The sequence below is a fragment of the Mucilaginibacter sp. SMC90 genome (assembly GCF_022811725.1).
Lineage (GTDB): Bacteria > Bacteroidota > Bacteroidia > Sphingobacteriales > Sphingobacteriaceae > Mucilaginibacter.
Window position 1 is genome coordinate 1,633,020 of record NZ_CP094527.1, and the last position, 17,508, is coordinate 1,650,527.

16 protein-coding genes are annotated in these 17,508 nt (G+C 40.2%); 3 read left to right on the forward strand and 13 right to left on the reverse strand.

The features are described 5' to 3' along the window. Positions 1-9 precede the first annotated feature (9 nt). The 13 genes from MTO98_RS07085 to MTO98_RS07145 all read right to left on the reverse strand — a co-directional run bounded on the left by MTO98_RS07085 (position 10) and on the right by MTO98_RS07145 (position 14,392). Positions 10-3,363 (reverse strand): TonB-dependent receptor, encoded by a 3,354-nt coding sequence (locus tag MTO98_RS07085; RefSeq protein WP_243485904.1) that lies wholly within the window; start codon positions 3,361-3,363, stop codon positions 10-12. Between the two features lie 192 nt (positions 3,364-3,555). Beyond that, complete coding sequence (locus MTO98_RS07090; protein ID WP_243485905.1) at positions 3,556-4,722, reverse strand: FecR family protein; 1,167 nt, start codon at positions 4,720-4,722, stop codon at positions 3,556-3,558. A gap of 59 nt (positions 4,723-4,781) precedes the next feature. Then, a complete protein-coding gene (locus MTO98_RS07095) occupies positions 4,782-5,393 on the reverse strand; it encodes an RNA polymerase sigma factor (RefSeq protein ID WP_243485906.1) in 612 nt (203 codons plus the stop codon). 124 nt (positions 5,394-5,517) lie between these two features. Next, a complete protein-coding gene (locus MTO98_RS07100) occupies positions 5,518-7,314 on the reverse strand; it encodes an alpha-L-fucosidase (RefSeq protein ID WP_243485907.1) in 1,797 nt (598 codons plus the stop codon). Between the two features lie 570 nt (positions 7,315-7,884). Further along, positions 7,885-8,172 carry a hypothetical protein gene (locus MTO98_RS07105; RefSeq protein WP_243485908.1) on the reverse strand — a complete coding sequence of 96 codons (288 nt, stop codon included), beginning with the start codon at positions 8,170-8,172 and terminating at the stop codon, positions 7,885-7,887. A gap of 1 nt (position 8,173) precedes the next feature. Further along, on the reverse strand, positions 8,174-8,779 hold the full coding sequence (locus MTO98_RS07110; RefSeq protein ID WP_243485909.1) for a sigma-70 family RNA polymerase sigma factor: 606 nt from the start codon (positions 8,777-8,779) through the stop codon (positions 8,174-8,176). Between the two features lie 109 nt (positions 8,780-8,888). Continuing rightward, the gene (locus MTO98_RS07115) at positions 8,889-9,323 is read right to left on the reverse strand and encodes a thioredoxin fold domain-containing protein (RefSeq protein WP_243485910.1); all 435 of its coding nucleotides are present in this window, start codon (positions 9,321-9,323) and stop codon (positions 8,889-8,891) included. A 62-nt stretch (positions 9,324-9,385) separates the two neighbouring features. Further along, positions 9,386-9,844, reverse strand: a complete 459-nt coding sequence (locus MTO98_RS07120; protein ID WP_243485911.1) for a DinB family protein — start codon at positions 9,842-9,844, stop codon at positions 9,386-9,388. A 71-nt stretch (positions 9,845-9,915) separates the two neighbouring features. Further along, positions 9,916-10,590: a peroxiredoxin-like family protein gene (locus MTO98_RS07125; protein WP_243485912.1), complete on the reverse strand. Its 675-nt coding sequence runs from the start codon at positions 10,588-10,590 to the stop codon at positions 9,916-9,918. Between the two features lie 71 nt (positions 10,591-10,661). Beyond that, a complete protein-coding gene (locus MTO98_RS07130; RefSeq protein WP_243485913.1) occupies positions 10,662-11,966 on the reverse strand; it encodes a spondin domain-containing protein in 1,305 nt (434 codons plus the stop codon). Positions 11,967-12,359: 393 nt separating this feature from the next. Then, complete coding sequence (locus MTO98_RS07135) at positions 12,360-12,953, reverse strand: Crp/Fnr family transcriptional regulator (RefSeq protein ID WP_243485914.1); 594 nt, start codon at positions 12,951-12,953, stop codon at positions 12,360-12,362. 122 nt (positions 12,954-13,075) lie between these two features. Continuing rightward, on the reverse strand, positions 13,076-13,597 hold the full coding sequence (locus MTO98_RS07140; RefSeq protein WP_243485915.1) for an FUSC family protein: 522 nt from the start codon (positions 13,595-13,597) through the stop codon (positions 13,076-13,078). A gap of 45 nt (positions 13,598-13,642) precedes the next feature. Continuing rightward, the gene (locus MTO98_RS07145) at positions 13,643-14,392 is read right to left on the reverse strand and encodes an MBL fold metallo-hydrolase (RefSeq protein WP_243485916.1); all 750 of its coding nucleotides are present in this window, start codon (positions 14,390-14,392) and stop codon (positions 13,643-13,645) included. A gap of 258 nt (positions 14,393-14,650) precedes the next feature. Between MTO98_RS07145 and MTO98_RS07150 the strand changes: the two genes are divergently transcribed. The 3 genes from MTO98_RS07150 to MTO98_RS07160 all read left to right on the forward strand — a co-directional run bounded on the left by MTO98_RS07150 (position 14,651) and on the right by MTO98_RS07160 (position 17,356). Then, the gene (locus MTO98_RS07150) at positions 14,651-15,220 is read left to right on the forward strand and encodes a Crp/Fnr family transcriptional regulator (protein WP_243485917.1); all 570 of its coding nucleotides are present in this window, start codon (positions 14,651-14,653) and stop codon (positions 15,218-15,220) included. Between the two features lie 176 nt (positions 15,221-15,396). Further along, positions 15,397-16,422, forward strand: coding sequence for an alkene reductase (locus MTO98_RS07155; protein WP_243485918.1), 1,026 nt, complete (start codon positions 15,397-15,399; stop codon positions 16,420-16,422). Between the two features lie 70 nt (positions 16,423-16,492). Then, the gene (locus tag MTO98_RS07160; RefSeq protein ID WP_243485919.1) at positions 16,493-17,356 is read left to right on the forward strand and encodes a DUF808 domain-containing protein; all 864 of its coding nucleotides are present in this window, start codon (positions 16,493-16,495) and stop codon (positions 17,354-17,356) included. The last annotated feature ends 152 nt before the right edge of the window (positions 17,357-17,508 follow it).

Genomic DNA, 17,508 nt, shown 5'->3' on the forward strand with positions numbered 1-17,508 from the left:
AACCTATGATCAGAAAGTCACATTCAGCCCTAAACTGATATTGCGCACCTGCGGGTAATTTGAGCCATCTCCATAATTCGCAATTTCCGGGTCAAGACTTTTTGGAAAATTCTTACTGGTAATCAGCAATAAATTGTCTCCAGTGACGAAGAATCTTACCGAACTTACTCCTAAGCGTTTGGTCAGCCGGTCTGAAAATGTATACCCAATCTGTGCATTTTTGAAACGCATGTAAGCAGCTTTGAAAAGCCACCAACTGTTAAACTGTCCGTTATTAACAGATTGGTCGGTTCGCAATATCGGATAACGGGCATTCGGATTAGAAGGTGACCAATAATCAAGTTGTGATTGCAGGATATTGCCATCTCCGTTGAAGTAGAACGGTACTTGTGCCCCTCCCTGAACCCTAAGTAAATTGCTCATTACCCCCTGAAGCAATATCGAAGCATCAAATCCGCCATAACTTGCTCCAAGGCTGATTCCATAACGATAATGCGGTGTCGCCTGTCCAAGAACCACACGATCGTCTGGAGTGATTTTGCCATCACCGTTAACATCTTTGATTTTAATGTCCCCTGGAATATCACGAGGGTCTTGCGTGGCATGGTTAGCTATATCGTCTTTTGACTGGAATAGCCCTTCAGCTTGTAATCCATACCAAACCCAGCGAGATTGTCCAACTAATAAAGGGTTGTCACCAAGTTGTTCCGGAGCACCGCCCAAACTTAAAATTTTATTCCTGGCGTCAGAGAAATTAACTGCTGCGCGATAATTCAGCTTGCCGATATTGTTCTTGTAAGCTACGTTGATTTCAAACCCCTGGTTCCTTAAAATACCAACATTTTGCTGAGGCCCAGAAATACCATAAGTAGTTGGAACTGTCAAGTATTGCAATATACCAGTTGTTCTATCGCGGAACAGATCTATATTAACATCCAGATGTCTCAGTATGGTTAAGTCCAGACCAAGGTTGATCGTTGTTTTTACTTCCCAGGTTAAATTAGGGTTTGGAGAATTATTATAAAAAGTGGTCGTCGAAGCTGCCTTATTAAGTACATATTTGTCTTGTCCGATAGTATTGGCCCAAGGATATAAACCACTGGCATTTTGGTTACCAACCTGGCCTAATGAAGCACGAACTTTCAAGAAGTTTACAGTATTAGCAAGAGGCTTAAAAAAGTCTTCTTCAGACGCTACCCAACCTGCGGAAACAGATGGGAAAAACCCATATTTTTTATTTTCAAACACAGAAGTCCCATCATAACGAGCGTTGGCTTCCAACAAATATTTGCCATCATAATTGTAGTTGACACGTCCGAACCATGACCTGATCGCATATTCAGTGGCATTACCTGAAACATTGGTCAAGGTAGGGTCTGATGACCCTGCATCTATTTGGTCAAGAGAATTATTGAGGAAACCATAACGTGTAATGCTATTGTAATCATAGCGATCCTGTTCCTGTGAATATCCCGCCAATGCTTTAATGTTATGCTTACCTATTGATTTGTTATAGTTTAAAGTAATTAGGGTAGTTGGATGGATTCGGGAATAGTTTGCTTTATATGCGCTGTTCGGATCATTGTTATAAACCACAATCTGTTCATCGTCATTATATAGCGGGTATTTATTATTAAAACCTGATAAAAAACTGCTTGTATAGTTATATCCATAGGTCGCGTTTAGCAACAGATTGTCCAGTATTTTAAATTCAGCCAGAAAGTTAGTATTGATGGTGTTAAGGGTTTCGTTTTGAACGCCCGCCTTAGTCATGATATCATTAGGCTGATCACCACCCCGGTAACTGCGGTCATGCCCGCCTTTGGTATAGGGGTATTCTGTCACTGGTACAATGTAGGACCACTGCAATGCATTTCCCAATCCATAAGATGGTTGTAATTTATCTTCCTTGGTCAGAACGGTGTTGATACCCAGCTTTAACCTTTTGGAAACCTGAACGTTAACGTTAGCTCTGGTGCTGTAACGCTTGTAGTCAACATTTTTAATCAAGCCACCCTGGTTGAGGTAACCGCCGGAAACAAAATAATCGGCTGTTCCTGATCCACCTGCTACACTTAGATTCTGCTGGTTTTGCAAGGCTTGGTTATGTAATATGTACGGTAGCCAATTGGTACTTGGCAATTCACCTAATTTGTATTTTTGAACTACATCAGGGGTGAATTTTACCTGCACACCCGGATTATCATTAAGTTGGGCCTGATTGTATAAATCTACAAATTGAGGTGCATCTACAAATTTGGGAAGTCTCGCAGGTCGTTGGTAACCAAAAATAGAACTATATTGAACTATAGGTTTAGAATTCAGCTTACCTTTCTTTGTCGTAACCAGTAATACTCCTCCGGAAGCCCTGGCACCATAGATTGCAGTTGCCGATGCATCTTTTAAAATACTTACGGATTCGATATCATTAGGATTAAGGTAGTCGATGCCATTAACTGCCATCCCATCAACTATATATAGAACGGGATTATTCGAAATTGTACTGTTTCCACGTATATCTACTGATGTCGATCCGTATCCAGGATTTCCATCAGTTTGCTGAATGTTCAGACCAGCAGCTTCACCCTGCAAAATGTTCAATACAGAGGGAACTGGACGGTTTACTATTTCTTTGCTGGACACGGTCTCAACAGAACTGGTTAGCGTTGCTTTTTGCTGCGTACCGTAGCCAACAACCACCACCTCGTTGAGGCTGGCAGACAGCGTGGCCAGAGTAACTACAAGATCCTTGTTATCGCTATTGACAGTCATGTTTTTTTCGTATCTCGCAAATCCAATACTGGTTATAACAATATGGTAATCGCCTTGAGGAACCTTTTCGATTTTTGATTCGCCATTCTGATCCGTTATGGCACCTTTTTCAAAATTGTTACCCTTGATACTAATCGTAGCCCCAGGCAAAGGCTGTCCTTTATCGTCATTTACTGTTACATGGAAATCTACCGAAAGCAATATAGCTTTAATCCTGTCTATTAATGATATCTCCTTTTTTTGTACTACAACAGTATTCTTGGAGATACTATAGGTTAACGGCAGGCCGTTGAATATTTGCTGTAGCGCATCGTCCAGGCTTGCATTTCTAATATCTACCGACAACCTGATCCGGGAAACGTCATCACCCTCCCAAAAGAAACGATAACCAGTTTCCTTTTGGATTTGCTTAAACATTTCAGTTAATGGTTTATTGGTGGCATTTACGGACACAAGCTGCCCATAAGTTTTTGCAGAAACATGTAAACACGCAACAATCACCATGATGAAAATTAGTTTCATTATCATCAAAAATTTTAGCACAGCACGCCGTTGCTCATAGGAGCGCGCCATACACCAGTTTAAATTCATACTTTTGTACGTTTGGGTTAGTGTAGTTAATTTATTGCTCGATTGTTGACTGGATTTCCAGCCAGTAAAAGGACTACCCGGACGGCGCTGGGGATGGGTTCGAAGCACTCCTCAGCGTTCCTTTGTCCTTTTGAAAGGTTTGTTTTTTATCTCATCATAGGCACTAATTCATTTGGTTATTTATTGGATTTACTATTCGATTATGAGGCGTTTTTGATTACCTGCGTTAGTTGCATTTTCTATTTTGAAATGAATATTACCAAGTTCCAGTATCCTTAAAACTTCCAGCAAAGTGTAATCTCTTTGAATCTCTCCCGAAAAATTTCTCGGCTTTAGACGTTCTTTATAGATGATTTGTACATTATACCATCTGGCTAACTGACGCATAAGGTCATGTATATCTGTATGGTCAAAAACGAAAACGCCATCCTTCCAACCCGCAGCAGCATCTGTATTCACGGAGCGAATTTGAATCATCTGCTCGTCTTGTTGGGCTTGCTGTCCTGGTTTAATAATCACCATTTTGGGTAACTTATCATTCGTGGTTATTTGAACCGATCCCTCCAGCAGTGTCGTTCTTTGAATTTTTTCATCGTCATAGGCGTTCACATTAAAGTGTGTTCCGAGGACTTTAATTTCTTGCTGAGGAGTATGCACAATAAATGGCCTTTTCTTATTCTTAGCGACTTCAAAATAGGCTTCTCCTAAGAGGGTAACCAGCCGATTATTACCCAAGAATGCTGTAGGATAGCTGAACTTAGACTTAGCATTCATCCATACTTTTGTTCCATCAGACAGTACTACACGATACTGACCTCCAGAGGGAACTTCCAAACTGTTATCACCAAGACTTATGTTTCCCAGGCTTGATTTTCCCAAATGATAGGAAATTTGGCCGGTAGAATCTTTAACAATGAGCAGATTGGCTTGTCTGTATAATGGTCCTATTTTCGCTTTTTCAAGGTCAATAACAGAACCATCCGATAAAATTAAATGGGCGGTATTTTTCCCTGGATTAGCGTCAATTCGTTTGGAATAAATATTTAGCACTTCCGGAGCCTTGAATAGAAATAATATCAACAGAAGAAGTGTCGCAAGACCGATACCAATAAGCCCTAAAATTCTTCGTTTCCGAACCCCTTTTTTCTTAGGAGACTCTTTGGGTAGGCCACGATTGATTTTACCCAACATTCGATCTCGAACAGCATTACTCTGATCGGCGCTTAGTTCTTCTGTTAGTTTGCTTTCCTGATCAAAAGAGTCATACCACACATCCAGTTCAGCCAATTCCTCCCGCGTTGCTGTACCATTATTAAATTTTTCGAGAAGAAGAAGTATTCTGCTTTCGCCGTAATTCATATGACCCTTTTTATTGAAGTCACTTCAAAACGGGAAAGGTGCTATTCGAAAAGAAAAAATTATTTAAAAAATGTTAGCAGCACAACGAATGGTATCAAAAATGCACCCAAATCATCATCACGAAATTCTGTGCGCATGGCTGTTATGGCTTTAGTTAGATGCTTTTTAACCGTACTTAGGGATATACCAAGCCGATCAGCAATTTCCTGCTGGTTAAGATGTTCGAACCTGCTCATCATAAATACCTGTTGGCATTTATTGGGAAGCTTAGCGGCAGCGACTTCAATCCTATGTTTAATTTCTTTAAGAGTGACCACCTCATCAGGCCTAATGGGTGCTATTTCATTTTGAAGAATGATCTTGTTGAGATGCAGCAAATGAATTTGCTGCGACCGGTAGCTGTTAAAAACTTTGTATTTCAATGCTGTCTTCAACCATGCCTCCAAACTGGAAGTTATTTCAATTTTTTTTCTGTTTAAGAAAAGGTTTAAAAAAACTTCCTGTACTATTTCTTCAGAAGCTTCACGCGATTTGATTCGCTGGTAAGCAGTATCCAGTAAGATTTTCCAATATCTAAAATAAAGTTCTGTGAACGCCTCATAATCATCCCTTATCGCCAGGAGTGACAAAAGCTTTTTATCGGTAAAAATAGGCAGTTGATACTTACGCATTGACACTATTACTGTTACAAAGTTACTGCTATGGGACTTCTTATTAAATGATGATTAACAAATTGTTTTATTTGAAAGAAGGATTTATTATCAAACTCACATTTCGGCTATAATTCGCATACTCTTATTCTTTACTCAACCAGATCCTGTTCAACGATAATGACTGGCCAAGACTTGGATTTACGGTTAGGGTCAAATCGTAATATCCTGCCTTCGGAAATTTAAATGTGCCAATTTTATTATCTACAAACTCTTCGGTATAACTATCATGGGGTTCCACAACAACTCTTCCTGTAGGCTTTAAAACCCCTGTCAGATTTTGGTTATCAGCGTTCAGCTGAATTGATAGATCATTTTTGGAATTATTATGATACGATACATTTGCGTTATAATTACCAGGATTGGATACATAAATTCGCCAGGTAAGATTACCAGCGGTGTCCAGAACTGTATGTTTTGGTCGGACGCCATCGAACTGAATAATTTTATAGGCATGTGATTGTGCCGCAGAATTTGATCCGGTTAATGCCAATCCTCCAAAAGTTGATTCAGCAACAGCTTTTTCATTCAGTTCTACTGGCTTTGAATAGGTTAATGCAATTACAGACACAAAATGATCACCCGATACATTGGGCAATTCAATGTGTGTATAGGGTCCTGCTTGAGTGTAATTTAATCTTGTCCTGCCATTATCTGTAATCAGTTCTGCTTTCTCTGGCTTAGAAACGATACCAGTTAAGCGCAATATTTTGTCCAATGGCCAATTATAAACCTGCAAATAGACAAGCTGCTTATCCCCGGCTTTTTTGGTTGTAATGCGTCCCCAGTCATGCTGATCAGGACGAAGTTTTAAACCCGTACACCCATAAATCGACTCCCCATTTTTGCTAAGCCAGCTACCTATTTCATTTAACCTGATCACATCTTCATATGGAACGGATCCATCTGCCCGCGGTCCTATGTTTAAAGTAACCCCACCATTTAAGCTTACATTTCCAATGAGTGATTGAAGGAGCTGGCTCGTAGACTTATATTCGTTTTCAAGCGCATTGTATCCCCATGAATTGGCAATTGTTCCGGATGTTTCCCAAGGATGGTCTGTGTAAACAGCGCCAAGTTGATTGTCACCTAAAGTTTCAAAGTCAATTCCCGGATACGTTGATGGAAATCCCAGTCGAGAGTTGATTAAACAAGCTGGTTGTAAAGTATGAATTAATTTTATGACTTGATCCAACTGTGCTTTTTTGACAACAGTAGTTTTATAGTCTACCCACATATCAAACCAGATCATAGCGATATCACCGTAGTTCGTTAGCAATTCCCTAAGCTGCGGAAGAACTTTTGTTTGCCAATACCTATCGTATTGTTCATCAGATATCCGACCAGTGATCTCCTGGTTATGATCCCAACCATCCGGATGCTCCCAATCCAGCCAGTGAGAATAATAGAACCCCAATTTCATTCCGTGCTTTTTGCATGCAGCTGCCAATTCTTTCAATACATCTCTATCAGAACCGCTAAGCGCTGTCAAATTGTTGCTGCTTGCTCTGGAGTTCCAAATGGCGATGCCATCATGATGTTTTGCCGTTATCAGGATGTATTTCATTCCTGCTCTTTTTGCCAATAATACCCATTGTTCAGGATCGATTCTGTTCCAATCGAACCGTTTCGCTAACTTAATATAATCGTCCTGGGAAATCCGATTTCGATAACGGATCCATTCAGCGTAATTATTACCATTTCTAAGGCGTTCGCCTTCCCATATACCCTCGGCACCGCTATACAGTCCCCAATGAATGAACATACCGAACCGGGCATCAGTAAACCATTTAACTTTTTCCGGCGCGTTTGAAACCGATTGAGCACGAACAACACATACTGAAAAACATAAAATTGCAATAACGAGAAATCGTTTCATCATCTTACGAAATGGTTAAAACAGGTCTTTAAAATTGGTCGATAAAAATACCTATTGAATCCCGCTAATTATCTTTTGAAATTGTCATTATATTAAAGAAGTTTAGCATTTGAGTTAATAACCCGCCACGCAAAAATTAAGTTTTACGGAAAAAGTACAATAATGTATCAAGGGATGGAGCGATATTAATGGCGTCCATCCCTTACACATTGAAAAACTAACTTAACATTACGGATTATATCCGTTTAAATATTATCTCTGCTGGAGTGCAAGCTTTTCTAGAATCCGACTTGCAATAGCACCGGGAAATCATCCTATGCCAGTCAGGCATATTAGCCTGAGGGAGCGTTGCTAAAGCTTATGATCCCTGCCTTTTTTTGATTTTTCAATAACATTTTAACCAGTAAAGGCAAGCGCAAAGGCTTATCATACTGAATTACCATTGTTACACAAAATAGCCCATAGGCAAGAACACAGTTTGGACGTATTGCGCCATATATCTAACCCAACCGGGTAACCTTTCTCTAATCAAACGTTTTAACAAAGTACAATTTACTCAAATTCAAATTCCTTTTAATTATTCCTCATTTTATCGTGAATTTTCTGCTTCAACTGCTCTTTAAAGGAGGTATCGAGTTTTATTTCATCACCATGCATGGTAAATGCCTTTTTCATCATGCTATTGATCATAATGCTCTGTTTCTCATAAACCTGACAGATATAGCAACCTGCCAGATGTAGCTGCAATTCCATTTTTTCCCTCGCTGTGAGCTCAATAGTTTGCTTTTTTTCAATGAGCAGTGTAGCCTTCCTGCAATTATAGGCTATCTGTTCCTTTTCTGTTTTTAGCGCTTTTTTCATATCAGATCCAGTTTTTTTGTAGACAAGAGCGCAGGTTTACCTTTGCCCGGTGTACAATAACCCAAAAGTTAGATGTGGTGATCCTTAAGTCTTTGCATATGCTGTCGGTATGCTCATCATCCAGATGTTTGAGCTTGAAAACAGACATCCAGAGCGGTGGCAGTTTACTCATACATCGCTGCAGAATACTCATAAACTCTTTATTGTGAAGTGGATCATTTTCTTCCACTCCAAAAAGTGCAGGCCAATGTTCTTTTTTCCAATTATTCAGGTCTGGATCAAAAAAATCAGGCTCATTAACCGGCGTTCCGAATTTATCCTTCGCCTTGAATCCGTTTGCTTTCCTTCGGTAGGTATCAATGATCTTATATTTCAGAATGGCTGTAAGCCAGGTTCGCTCCGTGCTGTCTCCTCTGAAGTTGGTCTTTTTTTCTAATGCCGATAAAAAGGTATCCTGTACCAGATCGCGTGCAAGTTCTTCGTTATCCACCCTGCTAAATGCGAAGCTAAACAAGTAATCGGCATGTAAGTCAACCCAGTTCTCAGGGGCAATATGATGTTTTGCAACCGGCTCAGCAATCGAGTCGATGTTTGGTTCGCTACGCATTTGTATCGTTTTATTAAAAGTGTAATTCCTGTTAGTCGGAACGAGGCATAAAACCTTACAAAAAAGTTCATCTTTTTTGTAAGGTTAAAAAACACTTATGATCAGATGTCTATTTAATATTCTTCGCCAAGGTCAGAATCGAGGTTACGTCTATAAATCCTTCGGCTTTCTTGATTAAATTTCCATTTTCATCTATAAAAAGCAGTGTGGGATAACTACTGACGTCAAATAACTCAGCAAATTTTTCTCCTTCGCCCTTTTCAACGTCAATGGAAATGTTTATAAAGTTGTTATTAAAATATGATGCTACCTGACTATTCTTAAAGGTTTTAAGTTTAAGGTCTTTACATGGTACGCACCATACCGCGTAGGCATCCACGAAGACAACTTTGTGCTGCCCTTTTGCAGATGTCAACGCTTGAGAAAAACTCCTGTCAAGAAAATTTATTTCGTTTTTTCTATGAGTCTGCTGAGCGGAGGTGGTGACGCACAACAGCAGAAATAATCCATAAGTTAGTCCAACAGTATGACAATTGAATTTCATTTTCTTTTTAATTAAGCGCCCATAAAACCTTCGATTTTTGAGTCACATTTACTCGCTGGTGATTATGCGACCAACCTTTTAATAGCCAGTATATAGCCCAAATGAAACCCCTCGTGGAACTGCAGAAAATCAATTGCCTCCTCAATGGTGTTCAGTTGAACGCCATACCGTGTAACTACCGAATTATATTCAACGAAAACACTTTTTTCATAGTCATCCTGAAGCTTCTCAATATTTGAGATCAGCAAAGTTTTAATTTGTTCGATTTCGTCTCGGCTAACAATAGTTTCCGGTCGTGTACCGGATTTGAATTGATCGACAAATAGATTATCCAACACAATGGCTTGATTAGATCGTAAATAGCAAACTGTTTGCGTCGTTGCAATCACATGTCCAAGATTCCAAGCGATGTTATTGTTGAAACCGTCGGGTATTTCGTTCAATTGTTTGTCGGTTAGTCCTTCTGTAACCTGGAGTATTGAAGTTCGCAGGTCTAAGAGATTCTTGAAGATTTTTCCCATCTGATGTTGATTATATTAATTAGATTTAAATGATCAATTGGGGATTATCCTAATTATTTAAGGTCAAGATATTATTTGCTATTCTCGTTTTTCAATGCCACTGCTACTCCTTGCAGCAATGAGGGACTGATGCGTTGTCTGAAGTCCGGATTGATGTATTCAAATTGAATTAGACCTGTTTTATCCAGTATAAAGACAGATGGTACGGGTAGTAACTTATCGACGTTTTTACCCGCTGAACCTTCCTCCAATGTTTTGCCATAAGCTGGAGGAGCTTTAAATGCGATACCAAATTGTTTGGAAACGGCCAGATCTGCATCTGATAGTAAAGTGTAGCTTAACTGATGTTTATCGATACTCTTGCTTAAATTCTCTGGGCTGTCTGTACTGATGGCGATGATCTGATATCCAAGTTTAAGCAAATCAGCTTGTATGTTTTGAATACCGGCCAATTCCTTGTTACAAAACGGACACCATCCACCACGGTAAAAAATTAATATGGTAGACTTTTCAGCGATATGGGTATTTAAATCGTATGGTTTGCCGTTTGCAGCCGGAATGTTTACAGCAGGTATCTTTTCACCGATCAGTAATGGGCTGATATCTGTTGGTTTTGCAGGATAATTCTGGCCAATGGTGTCAATTCCTGAAAATTGAGTTATTTGGCTTTCAGCGAATCCAACAGAGCTGGTGATCAAGCTTAAAATAGCAAAAAGAGTATATATCTTAGCAATAGAAAGTTTCATTGGGATCAGTTAAAAATGATTTAAAAAGCAGTAAAAGTCAAGGCCGCCCAATTGGGCAGCCTGTATTTTAATTATTTAAGCGTTACTTTAATAATGCTGGTAATGCCTGGCAAAGTTGTAAAGGAATTTGGATTAGGAACGGCAGTAATCGGCTGGCTTTCCTTTAAAGGTGTACCTGCAAGATTGAACTGGGTTAAGCCGGCTCCAGGAAATTGATTTACCGCGGTACCATCGTCGTAAAGTTTGATAGTGCTTGATATATCGCCTGTTTGCGTAGGATCTACACCATTGTCTGCCGAAGCAAAAAACCAATCGTTGGAAAAGCCATACATCGTGGCGATGGCTAAACGGTCACCGGAATTTACGTTCAGTTGCTGCGATACTACACCGCCTTGTTTACCCGCAATTTGAGGCAATAAAACTTTTGTAGTTGGTGCAGGTAAAACATACACCGCTTTTACCCCTTTTAAAGTTTTCAAATAAGCTGCAAGTATGTCAGCGTTCCCCTGTTGTGCCAGAGGAGTAAGACCATTACCCGCATCTACTTGACCAGTGTTATAAATTGGATTATTTATACCATTGTAAACCACGACCAAAATCGGTGACAATGGAGTGAAAATGCCTGTGATTGATTTAATGTAAGTGCTTAACGCGCTGTTATCACCTGCTTCAGCAATGTTGGTCAGGCCGTTCAAAGTCGGCTGACCGGCTGTGTAAAGTGGGTTTGGAGCCTGAAGTGTGCCGCCAACAATGTAAGAAACACTCCATACACCAGGGCTAAGCGGGGTTTCGTTTGCAGTTCCTCCTGAAGTGTTTTGCAATGTCAGGGTAAAGGTAGAATTACCATTATATTTTAACGTGGCTTTAACCAGTTTAGAGGCAGTCAGGTAAGTATTACCCTGTGCATCTGTGCCACTAACCTCAGTAATGTTTTTAGTTTCTGCGACACCCGGATGCACAACGCCTGCCCCCGGTTTCTGGTTTACACGGGTACCATTGTCCCAAAGTTTTACCTGTGCTGAAACGTCACCTTCAATAGGATTTCCATTGGCGTCATAAACCTGGATGCCAGGGTTTGACGGCGCAAAGAAAAGATCATTTGAGGCACCATACATAGTAGCAAAAGAAAGAGCTTCGCCTTTTGCCGCAGAAAAGGAAATGCTCGTTGATTGTCCCGGTAGAATAAGTGCAGGAGTTCCTGTTCCCTGAAATGTTCCGGACTCTACCAATGGTTGTGATTGGAGCACATTTTCCACGGTTATGGTGTGTTGCTGAGGCGTGCCGACGCCATTATTTTTGTCCTTTTTGCAAGCAGTTAAGGCAATTGGTGCCAATGCCACCAATGAAATTGATTTTAAATTTCTAAGTAGATTCATTTTGTATGATTTTTCCTCCTTTGTCGCAGAACTTGAAATTTTCTTACAAGAAGATCTTGAAAAGCAAAAACGCTGACATTGTAATGACTCGTCCTGAAATCACTTAAAAAGAGGCCAATGCAGTAGCATTAGCCTCTTTTATTATGTTAGGCCTGATATAGAGGGTAATCTGTATAGCCAACGGCATCTGGACTATAAAATGCGTTTGTTAAGTGGAAAGAAGTGGAAGCCTATGAACTTTATGCTGCCATGAAAAATGCTGGACACTGGCCAGAGAATAAAGCTCAAGTAGGAAATTATAGGCCATCAGTGAAAATTTCGTTCCAGATGTGTTCATGATGGGCTAACTGATACCTACAATAAGATAGACTGAATTTATGCGGATATAATAATTCAGTCGGTTAATTTATTTTTAAGCCTCTTTTTAATTCTACTTAGGGAGACCGGCGTGATACCCAGCATGGTCGAAAGATATTTGTCAGGTACCCGATTGGCAATGTAAGGCCGCTGCGTGATCAATCGGATATACCTTTCCTGAGGCTTTAGCAGCATAAAATCTTCCAAGCGGTCTGTGGTTTGCAATAATAACCCTAATAAAACCTGATGTCGCAAGGCGAACAACCGGTTGTTACTTTCAATAAATGACATTGCCCGTTGATAATCGAGCTCGATCAGGATCACATGTTCAATAGCCTCATAGTAAAAACGAGAAGGTTTATTGAGCAAAATAGAATCGATGGAGGCGACGATCTGATTTTCACAGCGTAACATGATGGTTATTTCATCCCCACTTGGTTCCAATAAATAGGCCCGTAAAATCCCGTTAGAAATCAGGGCTATTCTTTGTTGGGATGATCCGGCCGCGATATATACCTCACCCGGCCTCAGTCTTCTTACTTTCGTAAATTTCTTGAGTTTAGTATAATCGTGCTCAGTAAGCTTTTTTGAAAGGTCTAAAAATGGGCTAATGTCATCTACTTCTATCATTTAGAATTTTCCAATTAGATTAATTAATTTGTTTGATCATCATCGAGACATTTATCAACACACGAACAAAAATATGCCATTCAAAAAGAAAATGGATCTGTGAAATGCAGCATGCAAAGTTTTTAACCCTCCTCCATCAAATTAATTTCCTGATTCTTACCGTTAATATCTGAACTTCCACGGTATATTGCCTTTACCAAGGCATGCATCGTCACAGTAAGTATTAATGCAATCATACAACCTAGTCCAACACCGATGGCACGTGCCGCCGCAACTTCGTAAAAAGTTTTTCCAACAGGTGCAAGCGAAATCAAAATGACGCCTACTGTAGCAGACCTTATGGCTGATTTTATACTTAGCAATTCGCAAAACGTTGCAGCTAAAACGACTCCGAATGCCATCATGAATACATTGAATGGATGTATTAGCGCGAGTAGTAGTCCCACAACTGCGCCAATCAGATTTGCTTTTATCCTGTTAAAAGCAAATTTGATTGCTTCGTCTTTGTCAGGGGCAAGAACCATTATAGTTGAAACCAAGACCCAGGCACCCGCCTCCGCATTTTTTTGGAAACAATAAAATCCGATGCTTACTCCGATTATGCATTGAATCAGATATATAATAAATAATATTCTTTTGTTCATGATTGAAAGTCAGTAAAGAATTACGCTGCCCATAATATTAAAGGCTCAAAGAGAATTGACTATTCCCGGTTTCAAGACGACGAGTCTTTCAGAGATTCCTACGGCGTCGAAAGATTTCCTCAAATCATCGTCAGATTCCGTATAATGTGACCATCCTTCATAGTGTAAGGGAATAATTGTAGCGTCAGGAAATACGTTGGCTGTATCCAGAACATCATTCGCATTCATCGTCAGATTAAAAGGGCCCCTCGGTTTTGCCGCACCCGCAAAAACGAACACATATTGGGGATTAAATTTTTCAGCAACATCTCTAATACCATCATAATAAACTGTGTCGCCAGTGAGATAAATTTGAACATCTTTTGTTTCTACAATAAAGCCGATAACCTCACCTGTGATATGTAAGGTTCCGGCCGGTCCGTGACGGGCAGGCGTCGCGGTGATAGAAACATGTTCGTTCAAAATAACTTGTTCATAAGGTTTTAGACCTTTTGTGTTTCTTCCCAGGCGGTTTGCACCATCGATGGTTGTAAAGGTATTGTTTACTTCTTCCAGCAATTTTCGGCCCGCTTTGTCCAGGTTATCTTTATGCTGATCATGACTGAGTAAAACAACATCGATACCACCGACATTTAAAGAAGCAGGCCCAGCCGTTTTCCAATAACCTGGTTTATCCCCTACCGTGAATATCTCCCCTTTAGGGTCTAAAGTGGGATCGGTAATTATACGAAGCCCACCAATTTCAATTATCATGGTTGGGCCTCCAAGGTAAATCACATTAAAATTCGTTTTCATTACTGAATAATCTAATTTTTATTTTGACGCCTATTTCATCGCATTATTATCTGCGGCAATAATACAATAGTGGCTACCCTCAAGAAATTAACAAAGGATAAGTCGCATAAAAAAAGTGTGAAAAGTTTGTGATTTCATCTACCAACGAAGTGGGTGGTAAATGATTGTTCAGTAATCCCGGCGCTCAAGCTGTGACTACAGTGTTTTAAAGCCGATGAATAAATCTTTAATTACTAATTTAGCGCAACGTCCAAGCTTATGTTTGAAGTTTTTAAAGAATATTTATTGCAGCACATCGAGCTGAACGAGCATGACTTTGCGCTGCTGGAGACCTATGCGCATCCTAAGAAACTTCGGAAACGGCAATACTTATTACAAGAAGGGGATGTGTGCCGTTATAACTGTTTTATAACTCATGGATTAATGCGTATGTATGCTGTAGACCAAAAAGGCGAAGAGCATGTTATCCGTTTTGCCTCGGAAAACTGGTGGATCAGTGATCGTGAAAGTATTATATCGGGCCTGCCGAGCAGGTTTAACATTGATGCGATAGAGGATACCGAGGTACTGCTGTTTGATAAAGCATCCATAGATCTGCTAATGCATCAAATCCCATCTTTTGGAAAATTGATCACCGATATGCTTAATAAAAGTTTCGTAACTTTTCAAAACCGGGTACACGAGTCTATCAGCTATAATGCGGAAGAAAAATATACAAAATTCGTCGAGCGTTACCCTGCATTCGCATTGCGTGTACCGCAAGCTATGATCGCTTCCTATCTTGGCATTAAGCCTGAAACACTAAGCAGGCTGCGAAGCAAACGCTAATTTTCTTTGGATTGACTTTTGTCATTTTTTTTCTTAGCAAATGTCAACCTTGTAAACCTCTTTCCTGATTCAACTTTGCAGTGAATAAAATTGAATCAGCAATGAATAGTAAAAACTTGTTTTCGCCAATCTTACTTGGCGATATAGAATTGAAGAACAGAATTTTTATGTCGCCCATGACACGTAATCGTGTCGATCAAAACGATGTCATAATGAACATCGCAGCTACTTACTATAGCCAAAGGGCGGATGCCGGTTTGATTATATCTGAGGCTACCTACGTGACGCCGGGTGGCAAAGTGCGTACTTCGCAACCCGGTATTTTCAATAACGAACAAATAAAAGCCTGGAAAAATGTGACCGATGCTGTGCATGAAAAAGGAGGCGTTATGTTCGCCCAGCTAAGTCATAGCGGAAGAAGTGCAATTCCTGAATACAATGGTGGTCTGCATCCTGTAGCACCGTCCTCCATCGCCTTTAATAGCGGCTCGCACGGTTCGATATCCGAAAAATCAGGTGCACCAGTCATTCCAACGGCTTTATCTGTACCGGAAATTAGAGGCTTGATCAACGCTTACCGGCAGGCGGCGGAAAACGCCAAAGCAGCAGGATTTGACGGCGTTGAATTGCACGCGGGAAATGCGGGGCTGGTTGAACAATTTTTGCACGCGGTGTCGAATATCCGAACTGACGAGTATGGAGGTTCACTCGAAAGACGAGCAAAATTCCTGCTCGACGTAATTGACGAACTGATTGCAGTTTTTGGAAAATCAAGGGTCGGTTTAAGGTTATCACCACACGATCGGTTATCAGATCAGTATGATGCTGATCCTATATATACCACCACTTTCATTGCCAGGGAAATGGATAATCGGGGGATAGCCTATATCAATGTATTAGAACCCTATAATAAGTTCGATGATTACATTCCATATCCGAAGGATGATCCCGAGACATTAGCGAATATCCGTGCGCATTTTAACGGTGTTTTGATTGCCAATGGCGGTTATCATCTATCATCCGGAAATATCGCTATAGAAGATCACCTGGTAGATGCTATCGCATTTGCGAGACTGTTCCTTGCCAATCCGGATCTTCCGTACAGATTTAAACATGCCCTTCCATTAAATCAGCCTGATCCAAGAACATTTTATGGAAATGGTGCAGAAGGATATCTTGACTATCCCTACTTGGCCGACTGAAGGAACATCATCATGCGCCGGAGACCTCCTATAAATATCTTAGAGCTATATTTACAATAAATTATAATCTATGGCTTCAGGTATTTTTGCGATTCTGGATGATATAGCAGCGCTTATGGATGATGTTGCTGTCACAACGAAAGTAGCCGCAGGTAAAACTGCGGGCATTCTCGGGGATGACCTGGCTGTGAATGCCGAAAAAGCGACTGGGTTTTTATCCTCCCGCGAGTTGCCGGTATTATGGAGTATTACCAAAGGTTCATTACTGAACAAGTTAGTTATAGTTCCGGTAGCTTTATTACTTAGTGCATTTTTGCCTGTTGCGATTACATTTTTACTGATTTTAGGGGGTATCTATCTGGCCTATGAAGGTGTCGAGAAAATCATAGAATATTTTTTTCATCGTGATAAAGATGCTCATCAACAGGTAGAGAATGTAGAGATAGACGCAGCTGCCAACGAAAAGGCGAAAATAAAAGGCGCGATAATGACCGATTTTATCTTATCCATAGAAATTGTAATTATCGCCTTGGGCGCTGTGGAAGATCAAAGTCTTCCTATAAGGATCGTGTCGGTTTCACTGGTAGCAGTGCTGGCTACTATCGGTGTTTACGGAATCGTTGCGCTGATTGTCCGTATGGATGATGCTGGCTTTAGGCTAATTAAGTATCCCGGTCCCAAAATTTTATTGTCATATCTCGGAACCTTCTTAGTGAAGTCACTGCCAGTGGTTGTAAAGCTGCTCTCCATAGTAGGTACTATAGCTTTAATATTAGTCTCAGGTGGGATATTTTCGCATCACATCAGTTGGTTTCATGAATTATTCCCCGGGTTAATAGGTATCATAAAAGAGTTCATATTGGGTTTGGTATTCGGTTTAATAACCGTAGCACTGGTCAAGGGAGGAAAGATAGTTTTATCACTATTTAGGTAATCATCATTGATCTTTTGATTAACTCCAAATTTTCGCTGTTAAAGAAATTTAGGATATTTTTATTTTTTTGACAGCTCTATGTAAATACTTTAATAGGTAGTTGAACCTTCAGCTGAAACTGTCTAAAAACCTTATCTTTAGTGCTTCATTTT